Below are 20,131 nucleotides of genomic sequence, written 5' to 3' on the forward strand. Positions count from 1 at the left end.
TCGGCTGGCGACTCTGCATCCACAACAGCATCCACAACAGGAAACAGCATGAACATTTATCAAACTGAACTGGTTACGCTCGATGGGGAAAAAACCACTCTGTCACAATGGCAGGGCAAGGTACTGCTGGTGGTCAATGTTGCCTCGAAATGTGGTCTGACGCCGCAATATGAAGAGCTGGAGAACCTGCAGAAAGCCTGGCAGGATCAGGGCTTCAGCGTACTCGGTTTTCCCTGCAACCAGTTTCTGGAGCAGGAGCCGGGCAGCAGTGAGGAGATTAAAACCTTCTGCAGCACCACGTATGGCGTTACGTTCCCGATGTTTGCCAAAACCGAGGTGAATGGCGCAGGCCGCCATCCGCTCTATGCCCAGCTGATTGCGGCCCGACCTGACGCGGTGCGCCCGGAAGGCAGCGGCTTTTACGAGCGTATGGAGAGCAAAGGACGCGCGCCGAAAGAGCAGGGCGACATCCTGTGGAACTTCGAAAAATTCCTTATTGGCCGTGACGGCAGCGTGATCCAGCGTTTTGCACCTGACATGACGCCGGAAGATCCGATCATTCTGGAAACCATTAAGCAGGCGCTGGCAAAATAGATGCTGTTGCGCCTGCAACAGGCCGCCGTCCCCGGACGGCTGCTGCCACTGACCGGTGAGCTTGCCGCCGGTCAGCTGCTGCACGTGGCAGGTCCGAACGGTGCAGGCAAAAGCACCTTACTCAGTGTGATTGCGGGACTGCAACCCGCCTCCGGCACGGTGCTGCTGGACGAACAGCCGCTGAGTGACTGGAATGGCGCAGCGATGGCCCGGGTTCGCGGCTGGCTGCCTCAGCAGCAGGCACCGCTGAGTCAGATGCCGGTCTGGCACTATTTGCGTCTGCATCTGAAACAGGCGGGGGGGCAGACAGACGATCGCCTCAGCACGCTGCTGAAACGGCTTCAGCTGCAGGATAAGTTATCGCGTTCACTGACCCGGCTCTCCGGTGGTGAATGGCAGCGCGTCAGGCTGGCGGCGGTCTGTGTGCAGGTTGATCCCAACATCAATCCACACGGGCGGCTGCTGATCCTTGATGAACCCATGACCGCGCTGGATATCGCCCAGCAAAAAGCGGTGGACGATCTGATTGCCGACCTGTGCGCGGCGGGCATCAGCGTTATCGCCAGCAGTCACGACCTCAACCACAGCCTGCAACAGGCGGATCGGGTCTGGCTGATGGATCAGGGAGCGTTGATTGCGCAGGGTGAACCGGCTGAGGTTCTGACGCCGCAGCGCCTGACACCGATCTACCAGATTGCTTTCCGGCAGCTTGAACTTGAAGGACGCACGCTGCTGACCGTATTGCCCTGACACTTGCTACCCGGCGGGCTTTACCGCTACATTAAGCCGGTTGCAACTTCTGATAAGGACATTTGGCGATGCGCCTGGGTTTGCTGATTTTAGTTCTGCTGCTGACGGGATGCAGTCATCACGCTCCGCCGATTAATGGCCGTCTTTCCGATTCGATCACCGTGATTGCGGAACTGAACGATCAGCTCGGTAACTGGCGTGGTACGCCTTATCGCTATGGCGGCATGAGTCGTAACGGGGTTGACTGCTCCGGCTTTGTCTATCTGACTTTCCGCGATAAATTTGCGCTGCAACTGCCGCGCACCACCTCAGCTCAAAGCGATATCGGCACCCGAATCAGCAAAGACGAGCTGCTGCCAGGCGATCTGGTCTTCTTCAAAACCGGTCGCGGGGAGAATGGCCTGCATGTGGGCATTTATGACACCGATAACGCCTTTATTCATGCCTCAACCAGCCAGGGCGTCATCCGCTCCTCGCTCGACAATGTTTACTGGCGAAAAGTGTTCTGGCAGGCGCGTCGTATTTAAACGCAGGTCCGGGGAATCAGACTTAAGTCCAATTTTAAATAGAGTTAAAACAGAGAGTAAAAGGTTTATTTTAAATGACAGTTATTGAGCGTGGGTTTTAATAAACATAATAAACGCTTATTTAATTCCACTAATAACCGCTGTTTCATCGCTACTATTTGGCTTAAGGGTGATCGCCTGCTGCCAAACGGCAATGGAAGAGTAAAGAAGTTCGTCTCTTCAATGATTTGGCACTATTGCCTGCGCCTGACCATTACTATACGATATCCCCATCGCCGCATATTCTGGCATTAAAATGAAAATTCATCTTTCGGCCGACTATCAGTCGGAAATCTGGTTTTATCCTGTCTGTGATGTTAATGGGCGACTGACCGCTGTCGAGCTGGTCACGCAGTTTGTGCATGAAAGTGCCCCCATCACCCTGCCGCAGGATCTGTTGCTGCCGCAGCTCGATGAGTCGCAGCAGCTGCGCCTGCTGCAAAGTCAGATTGGATTGCTGGAGCAGAATCGCGGCTTTTTTGAAGCGCATTCCGTGTCAGCATTTATACGTATTGATGAAGGCATGGCCCGGACGCTGCTGGCCAGCGAATTAGTGATGCGCAAAATAAAGCAGTTGCCATTCATTCTGTTGAATATCACTGAAACGTTTCCGCAACTAAAACTGGGAAAAAATAATCCCCTGCTGGCAAGCCTGCATGCTGAGTTTAATTTAGCGATTTCTCATTTCGGCGCGGGTAAGACCCCCTCTAATGCAGTCTACGATAATTTATTCAGCTGTATCTGCCTGGACAAAGAGTTTATTCATTCGCTGGCAAAGCGCGCTTCATTCGTGCCATTTATTCAGAGCATTATCGATAATTTCCGCGCCCATTGTGACCGGCTCATTATTTGTGGCATTGATGACGACGTGCTGCTGGATAAAGTCAGCCAGCTGAGCGGTGCTGAGTTTCAGGGTGCGCTCTTCCCGGTGGTAAAATCTGACGCGCTGCGTTCGCTGATCTGCGCCGACGATCGTGTGCCATCCGCGCAGCATCCCGGCTGATACTTCCTGTTAATCCCCGCTATCAGCGTTACACTAGAGGACTAACCTTAAGTAACGCTGAGCATCGCATGGGAGAAACAATGTCCTCAGGCAAGGCCTCTTTTGACAACACCTGGTTCCGTGAACTTACCGGGTGTTACACCGCGCTGAACCCCACGCCACTTGCAGGCGGACGCCTGCTGTATCATAACGCACCGCTTGCAGCCTCAATGGGGCTGGATAGCGCGCTCTTTGCCGATAAGGGGCATGCCGTCTGGCACGGTGCCGCACTGCTGCCCGGCATGCAGCCGCTGGCGCAGGTCTACAGCGGCCATCAGTTTGGCGTCTGGGCGGGCCAGCTTGGCGACGGGCGCGGCATTCTGCTGGGTGAGCAGCGTCTGGAGGATGGCAGCAAGCTGGACTGGCATCTCAAGGGCGCAGGCCTGACGCCTTATTCCCGCATGGGCGATGGCCGTGCCGTGATCCGTTCCAGCGTGCGTGAGTTTCTCGCCTCGGAAGCGCTGCATCATCTGGGCATTCCCACCACGCGTGCGCTGACCCTGTCGATAGGTGATGAGCCGGTCTACCGCGAAACAACAGAGCGTGGCGCGATGCTGATGCGCATTTCACCGAGTCATCTGCGTTTCGGTCATTTCGAGCATTTCTTTTACAGCCAGCAGCAGGAGAAAGTGCAGCAACTGGCCGACTACGCCATTCGCCATCACTGGCCGCATCTGGACGCTGAAGCAGACCGCTATCAACAGTGGTTTACCGATATTGTGTTACGCACTGCGCGTCTGATTGCGCTGTGGCAGAGCGTGGGCTTTGCTCATGGAGTGATGAACACGGACAACATGTCGATTCTGGGTCTGACCATCGACTATGGCCCCTTTGGTTTTCTGGATGATTATCAGCCTGACTTCATCTGTAATCACAGCGACTATCAGGGGCGCTACAGCTTTGAAAATCAGCCAATGATCGGCATGTGGAATCTTAACCGGCTGGCACATGCGCTGTCGGGTCTGCTGACCACCGAGCAGTTGCGGACGGCACTGAGCGCCTATGAACCTGAACTGATGCGGGTCTGGGGCGAACGGATGCGGGCGAAACTCGGTCTGCTGACGCAGCAGAGCAGCGATAATGAGATTCTGACCGATCTGCTGGCACTGATGACGCAGGAGCATAGCGATTACACCCTGACGTTCCGCCTGCTTAGTGAGACGCAACAGGCTGACAGCCGTTCACCGCTGCGGGATGAGTTTATTGATCGTGAGGCGTTTGATAGCTGGTATCAGCGCTACCGCAGCCGTCTGATGGATGAGCAGGTCAGCGATGCAGAACGTCAGGCCGTGATGAAGGCGGCCAATCCGGCGGTGATTCTGCGCAACTATCTGGCGCAGCAGGCGATTGAAGAGGCGGAGCGGGGAGAGCAGGGGGCGCTGGCACGTCTGCATCAGGCGTTACAGCAACCCTTTAGCGATCAGACAGCCGCTGAATATCGTCAGCGGCCGCCAGACTGGGGCAAAACCCTGGAAGTGAGCTGCTCCAGCTGACGCAGACTCAGAGGCGGTGAGAAACCGCCTCGGCCAGCAGGGCGAGTACCTTTTCGCTCTCCTGCCAGCCGAGGCAGGGATCGGTAATCGACTTGCCGTAGACCAGCGGTTCGCCGCTGACGACTTTCTGATTGCCCTCTTCCAGGAAGCTTTCAATCATCACACCGGCAACGGCCTGCGATCCCGCTTTAATCTGTTCTGCCACCTCTGCCGCGACATCCATCTGACGACGATGCTGCTTCAGGCAGTTACCGTGACTGAAGTCGATCACCAGCTGCTGTGGCAGATTAAACGCCGACAGACTTTCGGCTGCGGCGGCGACATCACTGGCATGATAGTTAGGCTGTTTGCCGCCACGCAGGATCACATGACCATGCGGGTTGCCGCTGGTCTGATAGATAGTCATCTGGCCCAGCTTATCGGGCGAAAGGAACATGTGGCTGGCGCGCGCGGCGCGAATCGCATCCACGGCAATCTGTACGTTACCATCGGTGCCGTTTTTAAAGCCGACCGGGCAGGAGAGGGCCGATGCCATTTCGCGGTGGATCTGGCTTTCGGTGGTGCGTGCGCCAATCGCGCCCCAGCTAATCAGATCGGCAATAAACTGGCCGATCACCATATCCAGGAATTCCGTGGCGGTAGGCAGGCCCAGCGCGTTGATATCAATCAGCAGCTGGCGGGCGATGCCTATGCCGCGGTTCACATCGTAGCTCCCATCCAGATCCGGATCGGAGATTAAGCCTTTCCAGCCCACTACGGTGCGCGGCTTTTCAAAGTAGGCGCGCATCACAATCTCCAGCCGATCTTCATAGCGGCGGCGTAACGCGTTCAGACGCTCAGCATATTCCAGTGCCGCTTTCGGGTCGTGCAGCGAGCAGGGGCCAATCACCACCAGCAGGCGGGGATCTTCACCAGTCAGAATACGGGCAATACGTTTACGGGCAGCGGTGACATTGTCGGCAATTGCCGGAGAGACAGGATGCTCAGCCGCCAGGCTGGCGGGGGTAATCAGACTACCAATGCGTGCGGTACGCAGTTCGTCGGTTTTGTTCATGGGTTTCTCGAAAACGGTTCTTCGCAGCGGTGAAATACCGGGAAGTGATGGTGGTCACAATAAACCATTAGTCTGCGAATTCAACCCGGAATTTAATAATGAAATCAAAAGCGACGGCAGCGCCGCTTTACAGTTCAGCGCCGGTTACCCATCAGTACATGCGGCGAGTCAGGCCCATAATGTCGAGAATTTTGGTCGCAATCTCCTCCACGGAGTAGTTGGTGCTGTTGAGATAGCGGATCTGATGAGTGCGAAACAGCGCTTCCACTTCGCCCACCTCCAGCCGGCACTGACGCATCGAGGCGTAACGGGTATTTTCCGCTCGCTCCTGACGTATCGCAGCCAGCCGTTCCGGATCGATGGTCAGCCCGAACAGTTTATTCTGATGCGCGCGCAGCGCGGGCGGGAGTTTAAGGTTATCCATATCGTCGGCAATGAATGGATAGTTGGCGGCGCGAATACCAAACTGCATTGCCAGATAGAGGCTGGTGGGGGTTTTGCCACAGCGCGAGACGCCTAACAGAATCACCTGCGCATCTTCCAGCCCGCGCAGCGAGATGCCGTCATCATGCGCCAGGGTGTAATCGATGGCCGCGATACGTGCGTCATATTTACCCAGGTTACTGGCATCCAGTCCATGGGTACGGTGTGCCACCGGCGCGGGCGATAAACCCAGCTCCTGCTGAAGCGGGGCGACCAGCGCCTGGACGATATCCTGACAAAAGCCGTCACTCTGTACGATGATGTCGCGCACTTCCGGCGTCACGATGGAGAAAAAGACCAGCGGCCGGACACCGCTCTGCTGATAGAGCGCGTTAATCTGGGCTTTTACCGCCAGCGCCCGCTGAACATTTTCCACAAACGGCAGCGTCAGGCTGGTGATATTGACCGGAAACTGCGACAGCACCGCATGACCCAGCACCTCAGCCGTAATGGCCGTACCATCGGAGATATAAAAAACGCTTCTGTCAGTTGTCATAACGAAATCAGCCTCAGACAAGAGTGAGCATTCAGCATGGGCCATGCGATTAAATAAATCATCTCTGATTTTAATTTCTGGAATGTCTGTCCGGATTATTTGTCTGTCGTTTCATCACGATACTAAAAATGAAAGGGTGGCTCGTTGAGCCAGCATTCTTTTTAATCCGTCGTTAAGCCGCAAATAGCCACGCAGTTGTTGCGCAACAAAACTGAATGCTTAAGTGGCTGAAAATCTGCCATTTCCTGTGGCATCAATCATTTAGAGAAAAAAGGCGACTTTGCGCAACAGCAAAATAATGCGCTCACAATTCCGAAACTGTGGCTGAAATTCTGCTTTAACGATTCAACAGATCGTTATTGAGAGGGTGATATGCCAGGCTGAAGACAGATTACTCCCTGTGTCCATTCATTGATAATTGATAAAGGATAAGCTCAATGTCCAGTAAAGGCGAACAGCCACTCGTGCTCTGGTATAACCAGCTTGGCATGCATGATGTTGACCGGGTGGGGGGCAAAAATGCCTCTCTGGGTGAAATGATTACTAATCTGTCGTCGCTGGGCGTTTCCGTGCCCAACGGTTTCGCGACCACATCCTACGCCTTTAACCTGTTCCTCGATCAAAGCGGGCTGAATCAGCGTATTTATGCGCTGCTGGATGAGACCGATATTGATGACGTTGATGCACTGGCAAAAGCGGGTAAGCAGATTCGTCAGTGGGTCGTGGAGACACCGTTCCTGCCCGAGCTGGAGGCCGCCATTCTGGACGCCTATAAGCAGCTTTCTGCTGATGATGATGCCGCGTCGTTTGCCGTGCGCTCCTCTGCAACCGCAGAAGATATGCCTGATGCCTCTTTTGCCGGCCAGCAGGAAACCTTCCTGAATGTACAGGGCATCGACGCCGTCATGGTGGCGGTAAAGCATGTCTTCGCCTCGCTGTTTAATGACCGCGCTATCTCCTACCGTGTGCATCAGGGCTATGACCATCGTGGTGTTGCGCTCTCAGCGGGAATACAGCGCATGGTGCGTTCAGACCTGGCCGCCTCGGGTGTGATGTTCACCATTGATACCGAGTCCGGCTTTGATCAGGTGGTCTTTATCACCGCCGCACTGGGGCTGGGGGAAATGGTGGTGCAGGGTGCCGTTAACCCGGATGAGTTCTATGTGCACAAGCCAACCCTGGCAGCCGATCGTCCGTCGATTGTGCGCCGCAATATGGGCTCGAAAAAGGTTCGCATGGTCTATGCCGGTTCCCAGGCGCATGGCGAGCAGGTGCGGATCGAAGATGTGCCTGAGGCCGAACGCGACCGTTTCTGCCTGAGCGATGAGGAAGTGCAGGCGCTGGCGAAGCAGGCGGTGCTGATTGAACAGCACTATCAGCGCCCGATGGATATTGAGTGGGCCAAAGATGGGCACACCGGCAAACTGTTTATTGTTCAGGCGCGCCCTGAAACCGTACGCTCAAATGGTCAGGTAATGGAGCGTTACACGCTGCAGGGGCAGGGCAGCGTCGTCGTGGAAGGTCGTGCTATCGGTCATCGTATTGGCGCAGGCGTGGTGAAGGTCATCCACGATATCAGCGAAATGAATCGCATTGAAAAAGGCGATGTGCTGGTGACCGACATGACCGACCCGGACTGGGAACCGATCATGAAAAAGGCGTCAGCGATTGTGACTAACCGTGGCGGACGGACCTGTCATGCGGCGATCATCGCGCGTGAGCTGGGCATTCCGGCAGTGGTGGGCTGTGGTGACGCCACCGACCGGCTGAAAGAGGGGCATAACGTCACTGTCTCATGTGCCGAAGGTGATACCGGCTACGTCTACGATCAACTGCTCGACTTCGACGTCACCAGTTCGCAGGTCGATTCACTGCCTGAACTGCCGCTGAAGATCATGATGAACGTGGGCAACCCCGATCGCGCCTTTGATTTCGCCTGTCTGCCTAACGAAGGCGTGGGCCTGGCGCGGCTGGAATTTATCATTAACCGCATGATCGGCGTCCACCCTAAAGCGCTGCTGGAGTTTGACCAACAGACGCCGGAGCTGCAGCAGCAGATCCGTAAAATGATGAAAGGATTTGATGATCCGGTGGAGTTTTACATCGCTCGCCTGACTGAAGGAATTGCCACGCTTGGCGCCGCTTTTGCGCCGAAACGCGTAATTGTCCGACTTTCTGACTTTAAAACCAATGAATATGCCAACCTGGTGGGTGGAGAACGCTACGAGCCGGAAGAGGAAAACCCGATGCTGGGATTCCGGGGTGCGGGTCGCTATGTCGCTGACAGCTTCCGGGACTGCTTTGCACTGGAGTGCGAAGCGGTGAAACGTGTTCGCAACGAGATGGGCCTGACAAACGTCGAGATTATGGTTCCGTTTGTGCGCACCGTTGAGCAGGCGAAGGCTGTGGTGGAAGAGCTGGGGCGTCAGGGACTGAAGCGCGGCGAGAACGGGCTGAAGATCATTATGATGTGCGAGATCCCGTCAAATGCCCTGCTGGCGGATCAGTTCCTGGAGCACTTCGATGGCTTCTCTATTGGCTCAAACGACATGACTCAGCTGACGCTGGGGCTGGACCGCGACTCTGGCGTCGTCTCCGCGCTGTTTGACGAGCGTAACGAGGCCGTGAAGATGCTGCTTTCAATGGCCATAAGGGCCGCGAAGCAGAAGGGGAAATATGTCGGAATCTGCGGGCAGGGACCGTCAGACCATCAGGATTTCGCCGCATGGCTGATGGAAGAGGGCATCGACAGTCTGTCACTGAACCCGGACACGGTGGTGGAGACCTGGGTGAGTCTGGCGCAGTTAAATAAAACAGCCTGATACGGGTTGTTAGCACTCTTCAGGGCCCGCTATGCGGGCCTTTTCTGTTTATATCTGGTCAGATTCAGGCAAAAAAAAAGCCCATCACAGGGGATGGGCAAAGACTACACACAGCAATTCTTTACTCTACTCAGGGGAATGAGATTGTCTGAAAATCATCAGGTTGATTTCGAACATAGGAAACATGTTATTCATACGGCTGGCTGTCGTCTTTAAGAATCCTCTTATTAGTTTAAAGCCAATAATCTTTTGTGACCTTTACTTCGCCATTTGGCTTAAGAAACAGTGCAGAAAGTAATCTTTTTTGGCCCGAAAAGGTCACTTTCAGGCCAAAGGTGGCTTTTTTCTTAAAAATCGCTAATGGAAAACAGAATTTATCTGATCTGAGAGAAGGGGTGCGGTTAATCATCATTAACCGCACTAATCAATGCTTATGGGGGCTAGCGGCGCAGCGGGTTATTGCATCTCATCATACAGCAGGCGGGGTATCATCGTGATCCGCCAGGGCATCAGCCACGGCCAGTTGGTCACTATCCGGGGCAGGCGCTTCATGAACCCAGACGGAAACCAGACGGTAGGAGACCGCCAGAACCACCGGCCCGATAAACAGACCAATCATCCCGAACGCAAACAGTCCACCAATAACACCAGAAAGAATCAGGATCATCGGCAGATCGGCACCCATACGGATCAGCATCGGGCGCAGCACGTTATCCATCGTGCCGACCACACAGCTCCAGACCAGCAGCACCGTTCCCCATGTCGTATCTCCGCTCCAGTAGAGGTAGATAATGGCGGGAACCAGCACCAGTAGCGGGCCGAGCTGTACCAGACAGCAGAGGATCATCAGTACCGTCAACAGCGTGGCGTAAGGAATGCCGGAGATCGCCAGACCGATACCGCCCAGCACGCCCTGCACCAGCGCCGTCACTACTACGCCAAGCGCCACGGCACGAATGGACTGCGCCGCCAGCAGTACGGCGGCATCACCGCGCCGTCCCGCCATGCGGAAAGCAAAGTGACGAATGCCCTGGGCAGCCTGTTCGCCACGCCAGTAAAGCAGCACGCTGAACAGTAACATCACGCCCAGATGGATCATAAAGCGTCCGAAATGACCGGCCTGCGCGACAAAAAAGCCGGTGGTACGGCCGATATAGGGCTGTATTTTCGCCATGACGCCGGCACCGCCGCTCGCCACCAGCGTGTCATAACTGACATAAAGCTTCTTGCCGACCATAGGTACATCGTTGAGCCATAACAGTCGCGGCATCATATGCCCCTGGGTAACCCAGGCAATCACCGGCGCGCTGTTATCAATCAGGCTGCTGACCAGCAGGGCGATAGGGATAATAAACAGCAGCAGCAGCAGCAGTGTCATCACGATCACCGCCAGGGAACGGCGTCCCCATAACAGTCGCTGGAATTTCAGCATCAATGGCCAGGTGGCAATCACCACCATGCTGGCCCAGGCAAAGCCCAGAATAAACGGCTGCACGACCCATAAACAGGCGACAATCAGCAGCAGAATGAACATCAGGGTGAAGAGTATTTGCGGTAAATCCATATCCCGGTACTGGCTTTTCATCATTGACTCATAACCTCGTCTTAATCCTTCATTTTCAGGCATTCGGATGCCGGTTTTTATCATGATCTATTTGCTGAGGTTTAAACAGAGTTGCGGAGAAAGGTTTTTGCCTTTTCTGAAAAAAGGGCAGGCGCAGGAAAAATATGATAAAACGAGAAATCGCTAATCTATAAACGCAAACGTTTACAACACCTTCGGTCAGACAATCATGATCCCACAGATTTCGCAGGCACCGGGCCTCGTTCAACTGGTGCTGACGTTCCTTGAGTCGTTGAAAGAGCAGGGTTTTACCGGTGACATGGCAACCAGCTATGCCGACCGTCTCTCACTCTCCACCGATAACAGCATCTATCAATTGCTGCCCGACGCGGCGCTCTTTCCGCGCTCGACTGCGGATGTTGCGCTGCTCGCCCGCGTGGCCGGAGAAGCGCGCTTTGCCAGTCTGGTATTTACCCCGCGCGGCGGCGGTACCGGCACCAACGGTCAGTCGCTGAATCAGGGGATTGTGGTGGATATGTCGCGCTACATGAACCGCATCCTCGAGATCAATACCGATGAGGGCTGGGTGCGGGTTGAAGCGGGGGTGATCAAAGATCAGCTTAACGCCTGGCTGAAGCCATTCGGCTTTTTCTTCTCGCCGGAGTTATCCACCAGTAACCGTGCCACGCTGGGCGGCATGATTAATACCGATGCGTCCGGCCAGGGCTCTCTGGTCTATGGCAAAACCTCGGACCATGTGCTGGGCCTGCGCGCCGTGCTGCTGGGCGGCGATATCCTTGATACGCGTCCAATGGCCACCGCGCTGGCTGAAACCCTGGCGCAGACGGCGACGCCCGAAGGCCGGCTCTATCAGCAGGTGCTGACGCGCTGCCGCGAGCATCGTGCGCTGATTCTGGAAAAGTTTCCAAAGCTGAATCGGTTCCTGACCGGATATGACCTGCGCCATGTCTTCAGCGACGATATGCAAACCTTTGACCTGACGCGCCTGCTGTGCGGCGCAGAGGGCACGCTGGCCTTTGTCACGGAAGCGCGGCTTGATATCACGCCGCTGCCTAAAGTGCGCCGACTGGTGAATATCAAATATGACTCCTTTGACTCCGCCCTGCGCAATGCGCCTTTTATGGTGGAAGCGCAGGCGCTCTCGGTAGAGACCGTTGACTCTAAGGTGCTGAACCTGGCGCGCGAAGACATTGTCTGGCACTCAGTGCGCGAATTGATCGCCGATGTACCCGACAAAGAGATGCTGGGCCTGAATATTGTTGAGTTTGCCGGCGACAACGCCGCACTGATCGATCAGCAGATTGAACAGCTTTGTGGCCGCCTTGACGCACTGATGGCGCAGCAGCAGGGCGGCGTGATTGGCTATCAGTTCTGTAACGACCTGGATGGCATTGAACGCATCTATAACATGCGTAAAAAAGCGGTGGGTCTGTTGGGAAATGCCAAAGGCCGGGCTAAACCGATTCCCTTTGTGGAAGATACCGCGGTTCCACCGGAAAAACTGGCGGACTACATTGTCGAGTTTCGCGCGCTGCTCGACAGCCACGGGCTGAGCTACGGCATGTTTGGCCATGTCGATGCAGGTGTACTGCATGTGCGTCCGGCGCTGGATATGTGCGATCCGCAGCAGGAGATGATGATGAAGCAGATCTCCGACGAAGTCGTAGCGCTGACAGCGCGCTACGGCGGCCTGCTGTGGGGTGAACATGGCAAAGGATTTCGAGCCCAGTACAGTCCGGCATTCTTCGGTGAGACGCTGTTTAACGAATTGCGCCGCATTAAAGCGGCCTTTGATCCGCTCAATCGCCTGAATCCGGGCAAGATCTGTACGCCATTCAACAGTAATGATGAAATGATGCAGGTCGATGCGGTGAAGCGCGGAACCTATGATCGTCAGATCCCGTTAACGGTTCGGGATGAATGGCGAGGCGCGATGGAGTGTAACGGCAACGGGTTATGTTTTAACTTTGATGCCCGCAGTCCGATGTGTCCCTCCATGAAGATCACCCGCAACCGCATTCACTCGCCCAAAGGGCGGGCAACACTGACGCGGGAGTGGCTGCGGCTGCTGGCCGGGCAGGGCGTCGATCCGCTCACCCTGGAAAAGCAGCTGCCTGAAAATCGGCTGTCGCTTCGCACCCTGATTGCCCGTACCCGCAATAGCTGGCACGCCAGCAAAGGGGAGTATGATTTCTCGCACGAGGTGAAAGAGGCGATGTCGGGCTGTCTGGCCTGCAAAGCCTGCTCCACCCAGTGTCCGATTAAAATTGACGTGCCCGCTTTCCGCTCGCGCTTCTTACAGCTCTACCACACCCGGTATCTGCGTCCGGTCAGCGATCACCTGGTGGCAGCAGTAGAGGGCTATGCGCCGCTGATGGCGAAAGCACCGAAAGTATTTAACTTCTTCCTGCGCCAGCCGTGGCTGAAAGAGATAAGTAAAACCCATATTGGTATGGTCGATCTGCCGCTGCTTTCGGCCCCTAATCTGAAACAGCAACTCAGTGGTCATCCCGCCATGAACATGACGCTGGAGCAGCTGGAAGGGCTGTCAGCCGCTGAACGCGCAAACTGTGTGCTGGTGGTGCAGGATCCCTTTACCAGCTTCTATGAGGCGCAGCTGGTTAACGATTTTGTCAGGCTTATTGAGAAACTGGGCTACCGGCCCGTGCTCCTGCCATTCTCACCAAATGGCAAAGCGCAACATGTGAAAGGCTTCCTGCAACGTTTCGCCCGCACGGCGTCCCGCACCGCCGATTTCCTGAATCGGGTGGCAAAACTGGGGTTGCCCATGGTCGGTGTCGATCCGGCTACGGTGCTCTGCTATCGCGATGAGTATCGTCAGACGCTGGGCGAATCACGCGGCGACTTTAACGTCTTGCTGGTGCATGAGTGGTTAGAGCGTGCACTGGCCGGGCGTGACGTGCAGGTCACGGGCGGAGAATCCTGGTATCTGTTTGCACACTGCACCGAGGTGACCGCGCTGCCCTCCACCCCGAATCAGTGGCAGGCGATCTTCTCCCGTTTTGGCGCGAAGCTGGAGAACATCAATGTTGGCTGCTGCGGTATGGCTGGCACCTACGGTCACGAAAGTAAGAACCTTGAAAACTCGCTGGGGATCTACGCGCTCTCCTGGCATCCCCAGCTTCAGCGCCTGCCACGCCAGCGCTGCCTGGCCACCGGCTATTCGTGCCGCAGTCAGGTCAAGCGTGTAGAGGGCAACGGAATGCGTCATCCACTTCAGGCATTGTTAGAGCTAATGTAAAAAAATTGTGCGCGACGTCACGCCCTGGCTGGATTAGAATATCCAGCCTGCGTGACGCATGAAGTCACTTTGCAGCGCAGTGGCCTGGTTCCACTCCCCGACCATTGCCAGTTGATGGCAGAGGCGGGTCAGGGACAATCGCGCCAGTTGATAAGCCTGAAGGCGAAACAGGCGATCGCGATCGCTGTTTCCCATCTCCTGCACCAGTCGGTGATGCAGTTTACCCATGGCATGCAGGTAACTCTGGTCGTCACCGTTCAACTGGCAGATTTCTGCCATATCCTGACAGGCATCGTTAAACTGACGTAGCTGATGAATCGTGCAGTCGGCCCGGTCGAGCTTTGCCTGCGCCATATAAAAGTCGACGGTGATATCACGCACCGCAAACTGATATTCGTCGATTTTGTGCTGCAGCCAGGCTGAGACAGAAAGCGTCATAACGCCACCCTGAATGTGAATGATAATAATTATCATATTCAATTGGGCTGTGATTGCAATTGGCGGGCAGAAAAATTTATCGATTTATCCTGCCTGTCGGTATAATCGGAAATAACAATCTGTTTACATCGCAGAAAGGCGTAACCTATCAATAAGCATTTTTATCAAAAATGGTTATTTAAAAAAGAGTGATTTATTAATAGGTTAACACTGGCTTATTTATGCTGACGGGCTCACCACAAGGTGAGCTGAAGAGGCTATGCTTAATAATTAAGCAAATAAAACCGCACAAGATGATTATCCCTGCAAAACAAGAGGTTGAAGTGATTGGTCAGATCACTACCATAGGGGGATAGCCTGAAAAGGTCCGGACTCAAGAGGTATCAACATGGCATCCGTTAATACAGACTCTTTCTCACCCGACGATTTTGTCTGGAAAGGGCTGACGCTGACTGAAACCGCAGCGCAACAAATTCTCAATCTGGCGGCTCAGGACCCCGATGTCAAGGGTCTACGGCTCGGCGTAAAACAATCCGGCTGCGCCGGGTTTGGTTACGTCATGGATCTGGTGAAAGAGCCAGTTGAGGATGATTTGCAGTTCTCATTCCATGGCGCAACGCTGTTTGTGCCGCTACAGGCGATGCCATTCGTTGATGGCACCGAACTGGACTACGTTCGTGAAGGCCTGAATCAGATTTTTAAATTCAATAACCCTAAAGCTCAGCACGCCTGCGGGTGCGGTGAGAGCTTTGGCGTCGAGTAAGTGAAATATGTCACGACACAGCGAAACATCTGACGATGTACAAATCTGGGAAGGCAAGCTCAACTACAAAGAGGGCTTCTTTACCCAACTGCAAACCGAAGAATTTGCCAACGGCATCAATGAAGATGTGGTGCGGGCGATCTCGGCCAAGCGTAACGAGCCAGAGTGGATGCTGGAGTTTCGTCTTAAAGCGTTTCGTGCCTGGCTTGAAATGGAAGAGCCACACTGGCTGAAAGCGCACTACGAAAAACTCGACTACCAGGATTACAGCTACTACTCCGCGCCTTCCTGCGGCAACTGTGATGACAGTTGTGCGTCAGAACCCGGTGCACTGCAGGCTTCAGGCAGCGCGCCAGCCAGCGATTATCTGACGCAGGAAGTGGAAAACGCCTTTAATCAGCTGGGTGTCCCGGTGCGTGAAGGCCGTGAAGTGGCGGTTGATGCCATTTTTGACTCCGTTTCGGTGGCGACCACCTACCGCGGCAAGCTGGCGGAGCAGGGGATTATCTTCTGTTCCTTTGGCGAAGCGATTCAGGAGCATCCGGAGCTGGTGAAGCAGTATCTCGGCACGGTTGTTCCGGCGAACGATAACTTCTTTGCGGCGCTGAACTCGGCGGTCGCCTCTGACGGCACCTTCGTTTATATCCCGAAAGGGGTGCGTTGCCCGATGGAGTTGTCGACCTATTTCCGCATCAACGCAGCGAAAACCGGTCAGTTCGAACGCACCATCCTGATAGCCGATGAAGACAGCTACGTCAGCTACATCGAAGGCTGTTCAGCGCCAGTGCGTGACACCTATCAGCTGCACGCGGCCGTGGTGGAAGTCATCATCCACAAAAATGCCGAAGTGAAATATTCGACGGTTCAGAACTGGTTCCCGGGCGGCGAAGGTGAGGGGGGTATCCTGAACTTCGTGACCAAGCGCGCGCTGTGTGAAGGCGACCACAGCAAGATGTCCTGGACACAGTCTGAAACCGGCTCTGCTATCACCTGGAAATACCCAAGCTGCATTCTGCGCGGGGACTATTCGGTGGGTGAATTCTACTCAGTGGCACTGACCAGTGGTCGTCAGCAGGCCGATACCGGCACCAAGATGATCCACATTGGTAAAAACACCAAATCGACCATCATCTCCAAAGGGATTTCGGCCGGTAAAAGTCAGAACACCTATCGCGGACTGGTGAAAATCATGCCAACCGCGACCAATGCCCGTAACTTTACGCAGTGTGACTCGATGCTGATCGGTCCTGATTGCGGCGCACATACTTTCCCGTATGTGGAGACCCGCAACAATACCGCTCAGCTTGAGCATGAAGCCACGACATCACGTATCGGCGAAGATCAGATGTTCTACTGTCTGCAACGCGGTATCAGTGAAGAAGACGCCATCTCGATGATCGTGAACGGCTTCTGTAAAGACGTATTCTCGGAGTTGCCACTGGAATTTGCTGTGGAAGCCCAGAAATTGTTAGCCATCAGCCTTGAGCACAGTGTGGGCTGATGCCGTCACACGCGTTGCCGGAAGCAATGTGAAGGAATAAGTATGTTAAGCATTAAAGATTTGCAGGTCAGTGTTGAAGATAAAGCCATTCTGCGTGGCCTGAATCTCGAAATTAAACCCGGCGAAGTGCATGCCATCATGGGCCCGAACGGTTCAGGTAAAAGTACCCTGTCAGCGACGCTGGCAGGCCGTGAAGATTATGAAGTAACCGGCGGTTCGGTCAGCTTCAAAGGTAAAGATCTGCTGGAACTGGCCCCTGAAGAGCGCGCCGGTGAAGGCATCTTTATGGCATTCCAGTATCCGGTAGAAATTCCGGGCGTCAGCAACCAGTTCTTTTTACAGACCTCGGTCAATGCGGTACGCAAATATCGTCAGCAGGAAGAGCTGGATCGCTTCGATTTCCAGGACTTCATTGAAGAGAAAATTGAGCTGCTGAAGATGCCGGCAGATCTGCTGACCCGCTCAGTCAACGTCGGCTTCTCCGGCGGTGAGAAAAAGCGTAACGACATTCTGCAGATGGCGGCGCTGGAGCCAGAGCTCTGTATCCTGGATGAGACCGACTCAGGCCTGGATATCGATGCGCTGAAAATTGTTGCGAATGGCGTAAACAGCCTGCGCGACGAGAAGCGTGCCTTTATCATCGTGACCCACTACCAGCGTATTCTGGATTACATCAAGCCAGACTTCGTTCATGTTCTGTATCAGGGCAAAATCGTGAAATCTGGCGACTTCTCGCTGGTGAAACAGCTGGAGGAGCAAGGTTATGGCTGGCTTACCGACGAAGAGTGATTCTGCGCTGCAACAGTGGCATCACCTGTTTGAGTCGCGTGGCGACGTGCGTTCTCTGCAGGCACAGCAGCACTGGCAGCAACTGATGCGCGTTGGCCTGCCAACCCGCAAGCACGAAAACTGGAAGTACACGCCGCTGGACACCTTACTGTCACAGCAGTTTGTACTGCCTGACGCGCCGCAGACCCTGAGCGCTGAACAGGTTGATGCACTGGCGCTGCCGCTGGATGCGATCCGTCTGGTCTATGTTGACGGTCAGTTCCAGCCAGCCTTCAGCAGTCGCGACTGCGAACTGTTTGAGGTTCAGCACAGCGTGGCCGCCGAGCGCCGTCCGCTGCCTGCTGCGGTTCAGCCTGAAGTCTTCCTGCATCTGACAGAAAGTCTGGCAGAAGAGGTGACGACCCTGCGTCTGGCACGCGGTAAATCCGCTGCGCGTCCGGTCTATCTGCTGCATATCACCAGCGGTCAGCAGACGGGTATGAACACGGTTCACTATCGTCATCACCTGCAGCTGGAAGAGAGTGCCGAAGCGGAAGTGATTGAGCACTACGTTTCACTGGATGAGCGCGCCCATTTCACCGGCACGCGCTTTACCTTTGCGGTAGGCGACAATGCAAAACTGACGCACACGAAGCTGGCCTTTGAAAGCAGCGCCAGCTATCACTTTGCGCATAACGATCTGGTCATTGGCAATGATGGCCAGGTCAGCAGCACCAGCTTCCTGCTGGGTGCCGGGCTGTCGCGTCACAACACCAGTACCCAGCTGAACGGCGAAAACACCACGCTGGCGATCAACAGCCTGGTGCTGCCGGTGAAACAGGAAGTGGCGGATACCCGTACTTACCTGGAGCACAACAAGGGCCACTGCGTCAGCCGCCAGATGCATAAAACCATCGTGCGTGACAAAGGCCGTGCGGTGTTTAACGGCCACATTAAAGTGGCACAGCATGCGCTGAAGACAGACGGGCAGATGACCAACAACAACCTGTTGCTGGGCAAGCTCTCAGAAGTCGATACCAAACCGCAGCTGGAAATTTATGCGGATGACGTCAAGTGCAGCCACGGTGCCACCATCGGTCGTATTGATGATGAGCAGATGTTCTACCTGCGTTCGCGCGGTATTGAGCAGGATGCTGCACAGACCATGATTATTCATGCGTTTGCCGCAGAACTGACCGAAACACTGGAAAATGAGGTGATGCGTCAGGCCGTGCTGCAGCGTATCGCGCAACGTTTTCCCGGAGGCGACATATGATGAACTTCGATCTCGAACGCGTCAGGGCTGATTTTCCTATCCTGAAGCGTGAGGTCAACGGTCATCCGCTGGCCTATCTTGACAGTGCGGCCAGCGCACAGCGTCCACTCTCGGTGATTAACGCCGAGAGTCATTTCTATCAGCACGGCTATGCGGCCGTGCATCGTGGTATCCATACGCTGAGCCAGCAGGCGACCAGCGACATGGAGAACGTGCGCGATCAGGCTGCCCGTTTTATCAATGCGCAGTCACAGGAAGAGATTGTCTTCGTCAAAGGCACCACCGAAGGCATCAATCTGGTGGCGAACACCTGGGGCAGCAGTAACCTCCAGGCTGGCGATAACCTGATCATCACTGAGATGGAGCATCACGCCAATATCGTTCCATGGCAGATGCTGGCCCAGCGCACCGGCGCAGAAGTGCGCGTCCTGCCATTAAATGACAACGGTGAGCTGGCGCTGGAGCAACTGGCGGGGCTGATCGACAGCCGTACGCGGTTGCTGGCGGTGACGCATGTTTCAAACGTGCTCGGCACGGTTAATCCGGTTAAGACGATCGTTGCTCAGGCAAAAGCCGCTGGCGTGGTAACGCTGGTGGATGGTGCCCAGGCGGTGATGCATGACAAGGTTGATGTGCAGGATATCGGCTGCGACTTCTACGCCTTCTCCAGCCATAAACTCTATGGACCGAACGGCGTGGGTATTCTCTACGGCCGCAAAGCGCTGCTGGATGAGATGCCACCATGGGAAGGGGGCGGTTCAATGATTGAGCGCGTCATGCTGCCTACCGGCACCACCTGGAACAGTGCGCCGTGGCGCTTTGAAGCGGGTACGCCGAATACCGGCGGTATTATCGGCTTTGGTGCGGCGATGGCCTATGTGCAGGCGCTGGGACTGGATACGATTCATCAGCGCGAGACGGCACTGATGAACTATGCGCTCGATAAGCTGGGTACCGTTCCGGATATCCAGATCTACGGGCCGCAGTCACGAGCTGGCGTTATCGCCTTCAATCTCGGTAAACACCACGCCTACGATGTCGGCAGCTTCCTGGATCAATATGGCATTGCCATCCGCACCGGACATCACTGCGCGATGCCGCTGATGCAGCATTACAATGTACCGGCGATGTGCCGTGCCTCCTTCACGTTCTATAACAGTGAAGAGGAAGTGGATCGTCTGGCTGCCGGTTTGACGCGCATTCATCGTCTGCTGGGCGGCTGAACAGTTTTAACGGAG

At 55.1% G+C, this 20,131-nt stretch carries 16 protein-coding genes and 1 other RNA gene; 12 read left to right on the plus strand and 5 right to left on the minus strand.

From position 1 onward, the window contains the following. The first annotated feature begins 48 nt into the window (after window positions 1-48). The 5 genes from AFL22_RS15110 (at window position 49) to AFL22_RS15130 (ending at window position 4,445) form a co-directional block, all read left to right on the plus strand. Window positions 49-594, plus strand: coding sequence for a glutathione peroxidase (locus tag AFL22_RS15110; protein ID WP_010670029.1), 546 nt, complete (start codon window positions 49-51; stop codon window positions 592-594). Next, a complete protein-coding gene (gene btuD / locus AFL22_RS15115; RefSeq protein ID WP_052271699.1) occupies window positions 595-1,344 on the plus strand; it encodes a vitamin B12 ABC transporter ATP-binding protein BtuD in 750 nt (249 codons plus the stop codon). It abuts the gene before it with no gap. Window positions 1,345-1,412: 68 nt separating this feature from the next. Continuing rightward, window positions 1,413-1,871 carry an NlpC/P60 family protein gene (locus AFL22_RS15120; protein ID WP_010245666.1) on the plus strand — a complete coding sequence of 153 codons (459 nt, stop codon included), beginning with the start codon at window positions 1,413-1,415 and terminating at the stop codon, window positions 1,869-1,871. 295 nt (window positions 1,872-2,166) lie between these two features. Next, window positions 2,167-2,913: an EAL domain-containing protein gene (locus AFL22_RS15125; RefSeq protein ID WP_010670031.1), complete on the plus strand. Its 747-nt coding sequence runs from the start codon at window positions 2,167-2,169 to the stop codon at window positions 2,911-2,913. A gap of 80 nt (window positions 2,914-2,993) precedes the next feature. Then, a complete protein-coding gene (locus AFL22_RS15130) occupies window positions 2,994-4,445 on the plus strand; it encodes a protein adenylyltransferase SelO (RefSeq protein ID WP_010245658.1) in 1,452 nt (483 codons plus the stop codon). Window positions 4,446-4,452: 7 nt separating this feature from the next. Here the strand turns inward: AFL22_RS15130 and AFL22_RS15135 are convergent, their stop codons facing one another. Next, the gene (locus AFL22_RS15135; protein ID WP_010670032.1) at window positions 4,453-5,499 is read right to left on the minus strand and encodes a 3-deoxy-7-phosphoheptulonate synthase; all 1,047 of its coding nucleotides are present in this window, start codon (window positions 5,497-5,499) and stop codon (window positions 4,453-4,455) included. Between the two features lie 151 nt (window positions 5,500-5,650). Next, window positions 5,651-6,478, minus strand: coding sequence for a pyruvate, water dikinase regulatory protein (locus tag AFL22_RS15140; RefSeq protein WP_010245652.1), 828 nt, complete (start codon window positions 6,476-6,478; stop codon window positions 5,651-5,653). A gap of 437 nt (window positions 6,479-6,915) precedes the next feature. On the opposite strand from AFL22_RS15140, the gene ppsA reads away from it, so the two are divergent. After that, window positions 6,916-9,300: a phosphoenolpyruvate synthase gene (gene ppsA / locus AFL22_RS15145; protein WP_052271700.1), complete on the plus strand. Its 2,385-nt coding sequence runs from the start codon at window positions 6,916-6,918 to the stop codon at window positions 9,298-9,300. Between the two features lie 69 nt (window positions 9,301-9,369). Here ppsA and rprA read toward each other — a convergent pair. After that, window positions 9,370-9,477, minus strand: an RNA gene (gene rprA, locus AFL22_RS23500) — antisense sRNA RprA. 292 nt (window positions 9,478-9,769) lie between these two features. Beyond that, window positions 9,770-10,885, minus strand: a complete 1,116-nt coding sequence (gene ydiK, locus AFL22_RS15150) for an AI-2E family transporter YdiK (RefSeq protein ID WP_029519031.1) — start codon at window positions 10,883-10,885, stop codon at window positions 9,770-9,772. A 208-nt stretch (window positions 10,886-11,093) separates the two neighbouring features. On the opposite strand from ydiK, the gene AFL22_RS15155 reads away from it, so the two are divergent. After that, window positions 11,094-14,147: an FAD-binding and (Fe-S)-binding domain-containing protein gene (locus AFL22_RS15155; RefSeq protein ID WP_052271701.1), complete on the plus strand. Its 3,054-nt coding sequence runs from the start codon at window positions 11,094-11,096 to the stop codon at window positions 14,145-14,147. Between the two features lie 33 nt (window positions 14,148-14,180). Here AFL22_RS15155 and AFL22_RS15160 read toward each other — a convergent pair whose 3' ends face one another. Further along, on the minus strand, window positions 14,181-14,585 hold the full coding sequence (locus tag AFL22_RS15160) for a hypothetical protein (protein ID WP_010670035.1): 405 nt from the start codon (window positions 14,583-14,585) through the stop codon (window positions 14,181-14,183). 388 nt (window positions 14,586-14,973) lie between these two features. On the opposite strand from AFL22_RS15160, the gene sufA reads away from it, so the two are divergent. Genes sufA through sufS form a run of 5 tightly spaced genes read left to right on the plus strand, consistent with a single transcriptional unit; the run spans window position 14,974 to window position 20,116 of the window. Continuing rightward, entirely contained in the window at window positions 14,974-15,348 is a 375-nt protein-coding gene (gene sufA / locus AFL22_RS15165; RefSeq protein WP_010245637.1) for a Fe-S cluster assembly scaffold SufA, read from the plus strand. Between the two features lie 7 nt (window positions 15,349-15,355). Continuing rightward, on the plus strand, window positions 15,356-16,849 hold the full coding sequence (gene sufB, locus AFL22_RS15170) for a Fe-S cluster assembly protein SufB (RefSeq protein ID WP_010245634.1): 1,494 nt from the start codon (window positions 15,356-15,358) through the stop codon (window positions 16,847-16,849). A 42-nt stretch (window positions 16,850-16,891) separates the two neighbouring features. Beyond that, complete coding sequence (gene sufC, locus AFL22_RS15175) at window positions 16,892-17,638, plus strand: Fe-S cluster assembly ATPase SufC (RefSeq protein ID WP_010245631.1); 747 nt, start codon at window positions 16,892-16,894, stop codon at window positions 17,636-17,638. Then, a complete protein-coding gene (gene sufD / locus AFL22_RS15180; RefSeq protein ID WP_052271702.1) occupies window positions 17,613-18,893 on the plus strand; it encodes a Fe-S cluster assembly protein SufD in 1,281 nt (426 codons plus the stop codon). Before sufC ends, sufD begins: the two co-directional genes overlap by 26 nt. Continuing rightward, complete coding sequence (sufS, locus tag AFL22_RS15185; protein ID WP_052271722.1) at window positions 18,893-20,116, plus strand: cysteine desulfurase SufS; 1,224 nt, start codon at window positions 18,893-18,895, stop codon at window positions 20,114-20,116. The genes sufD and sufS overlap by 1 nt, the downstream gene beginning before the upstream one ends. The last annotated feature ends 15 nt before the right edge of the window (window positions 20,117-20,131 follow it).

Origin of the sequence: Pantoea sp. CFSAN033090 (genome assembly GCF_001264395.1) — a bacterium.
GTDB classification, from domain to species: Bacteria; Pseudomonadota; Gammaproteobacteria; order Enterobacterales; family Enterobacteriaceae; genus Pantoea; species Pantoea agglomerans.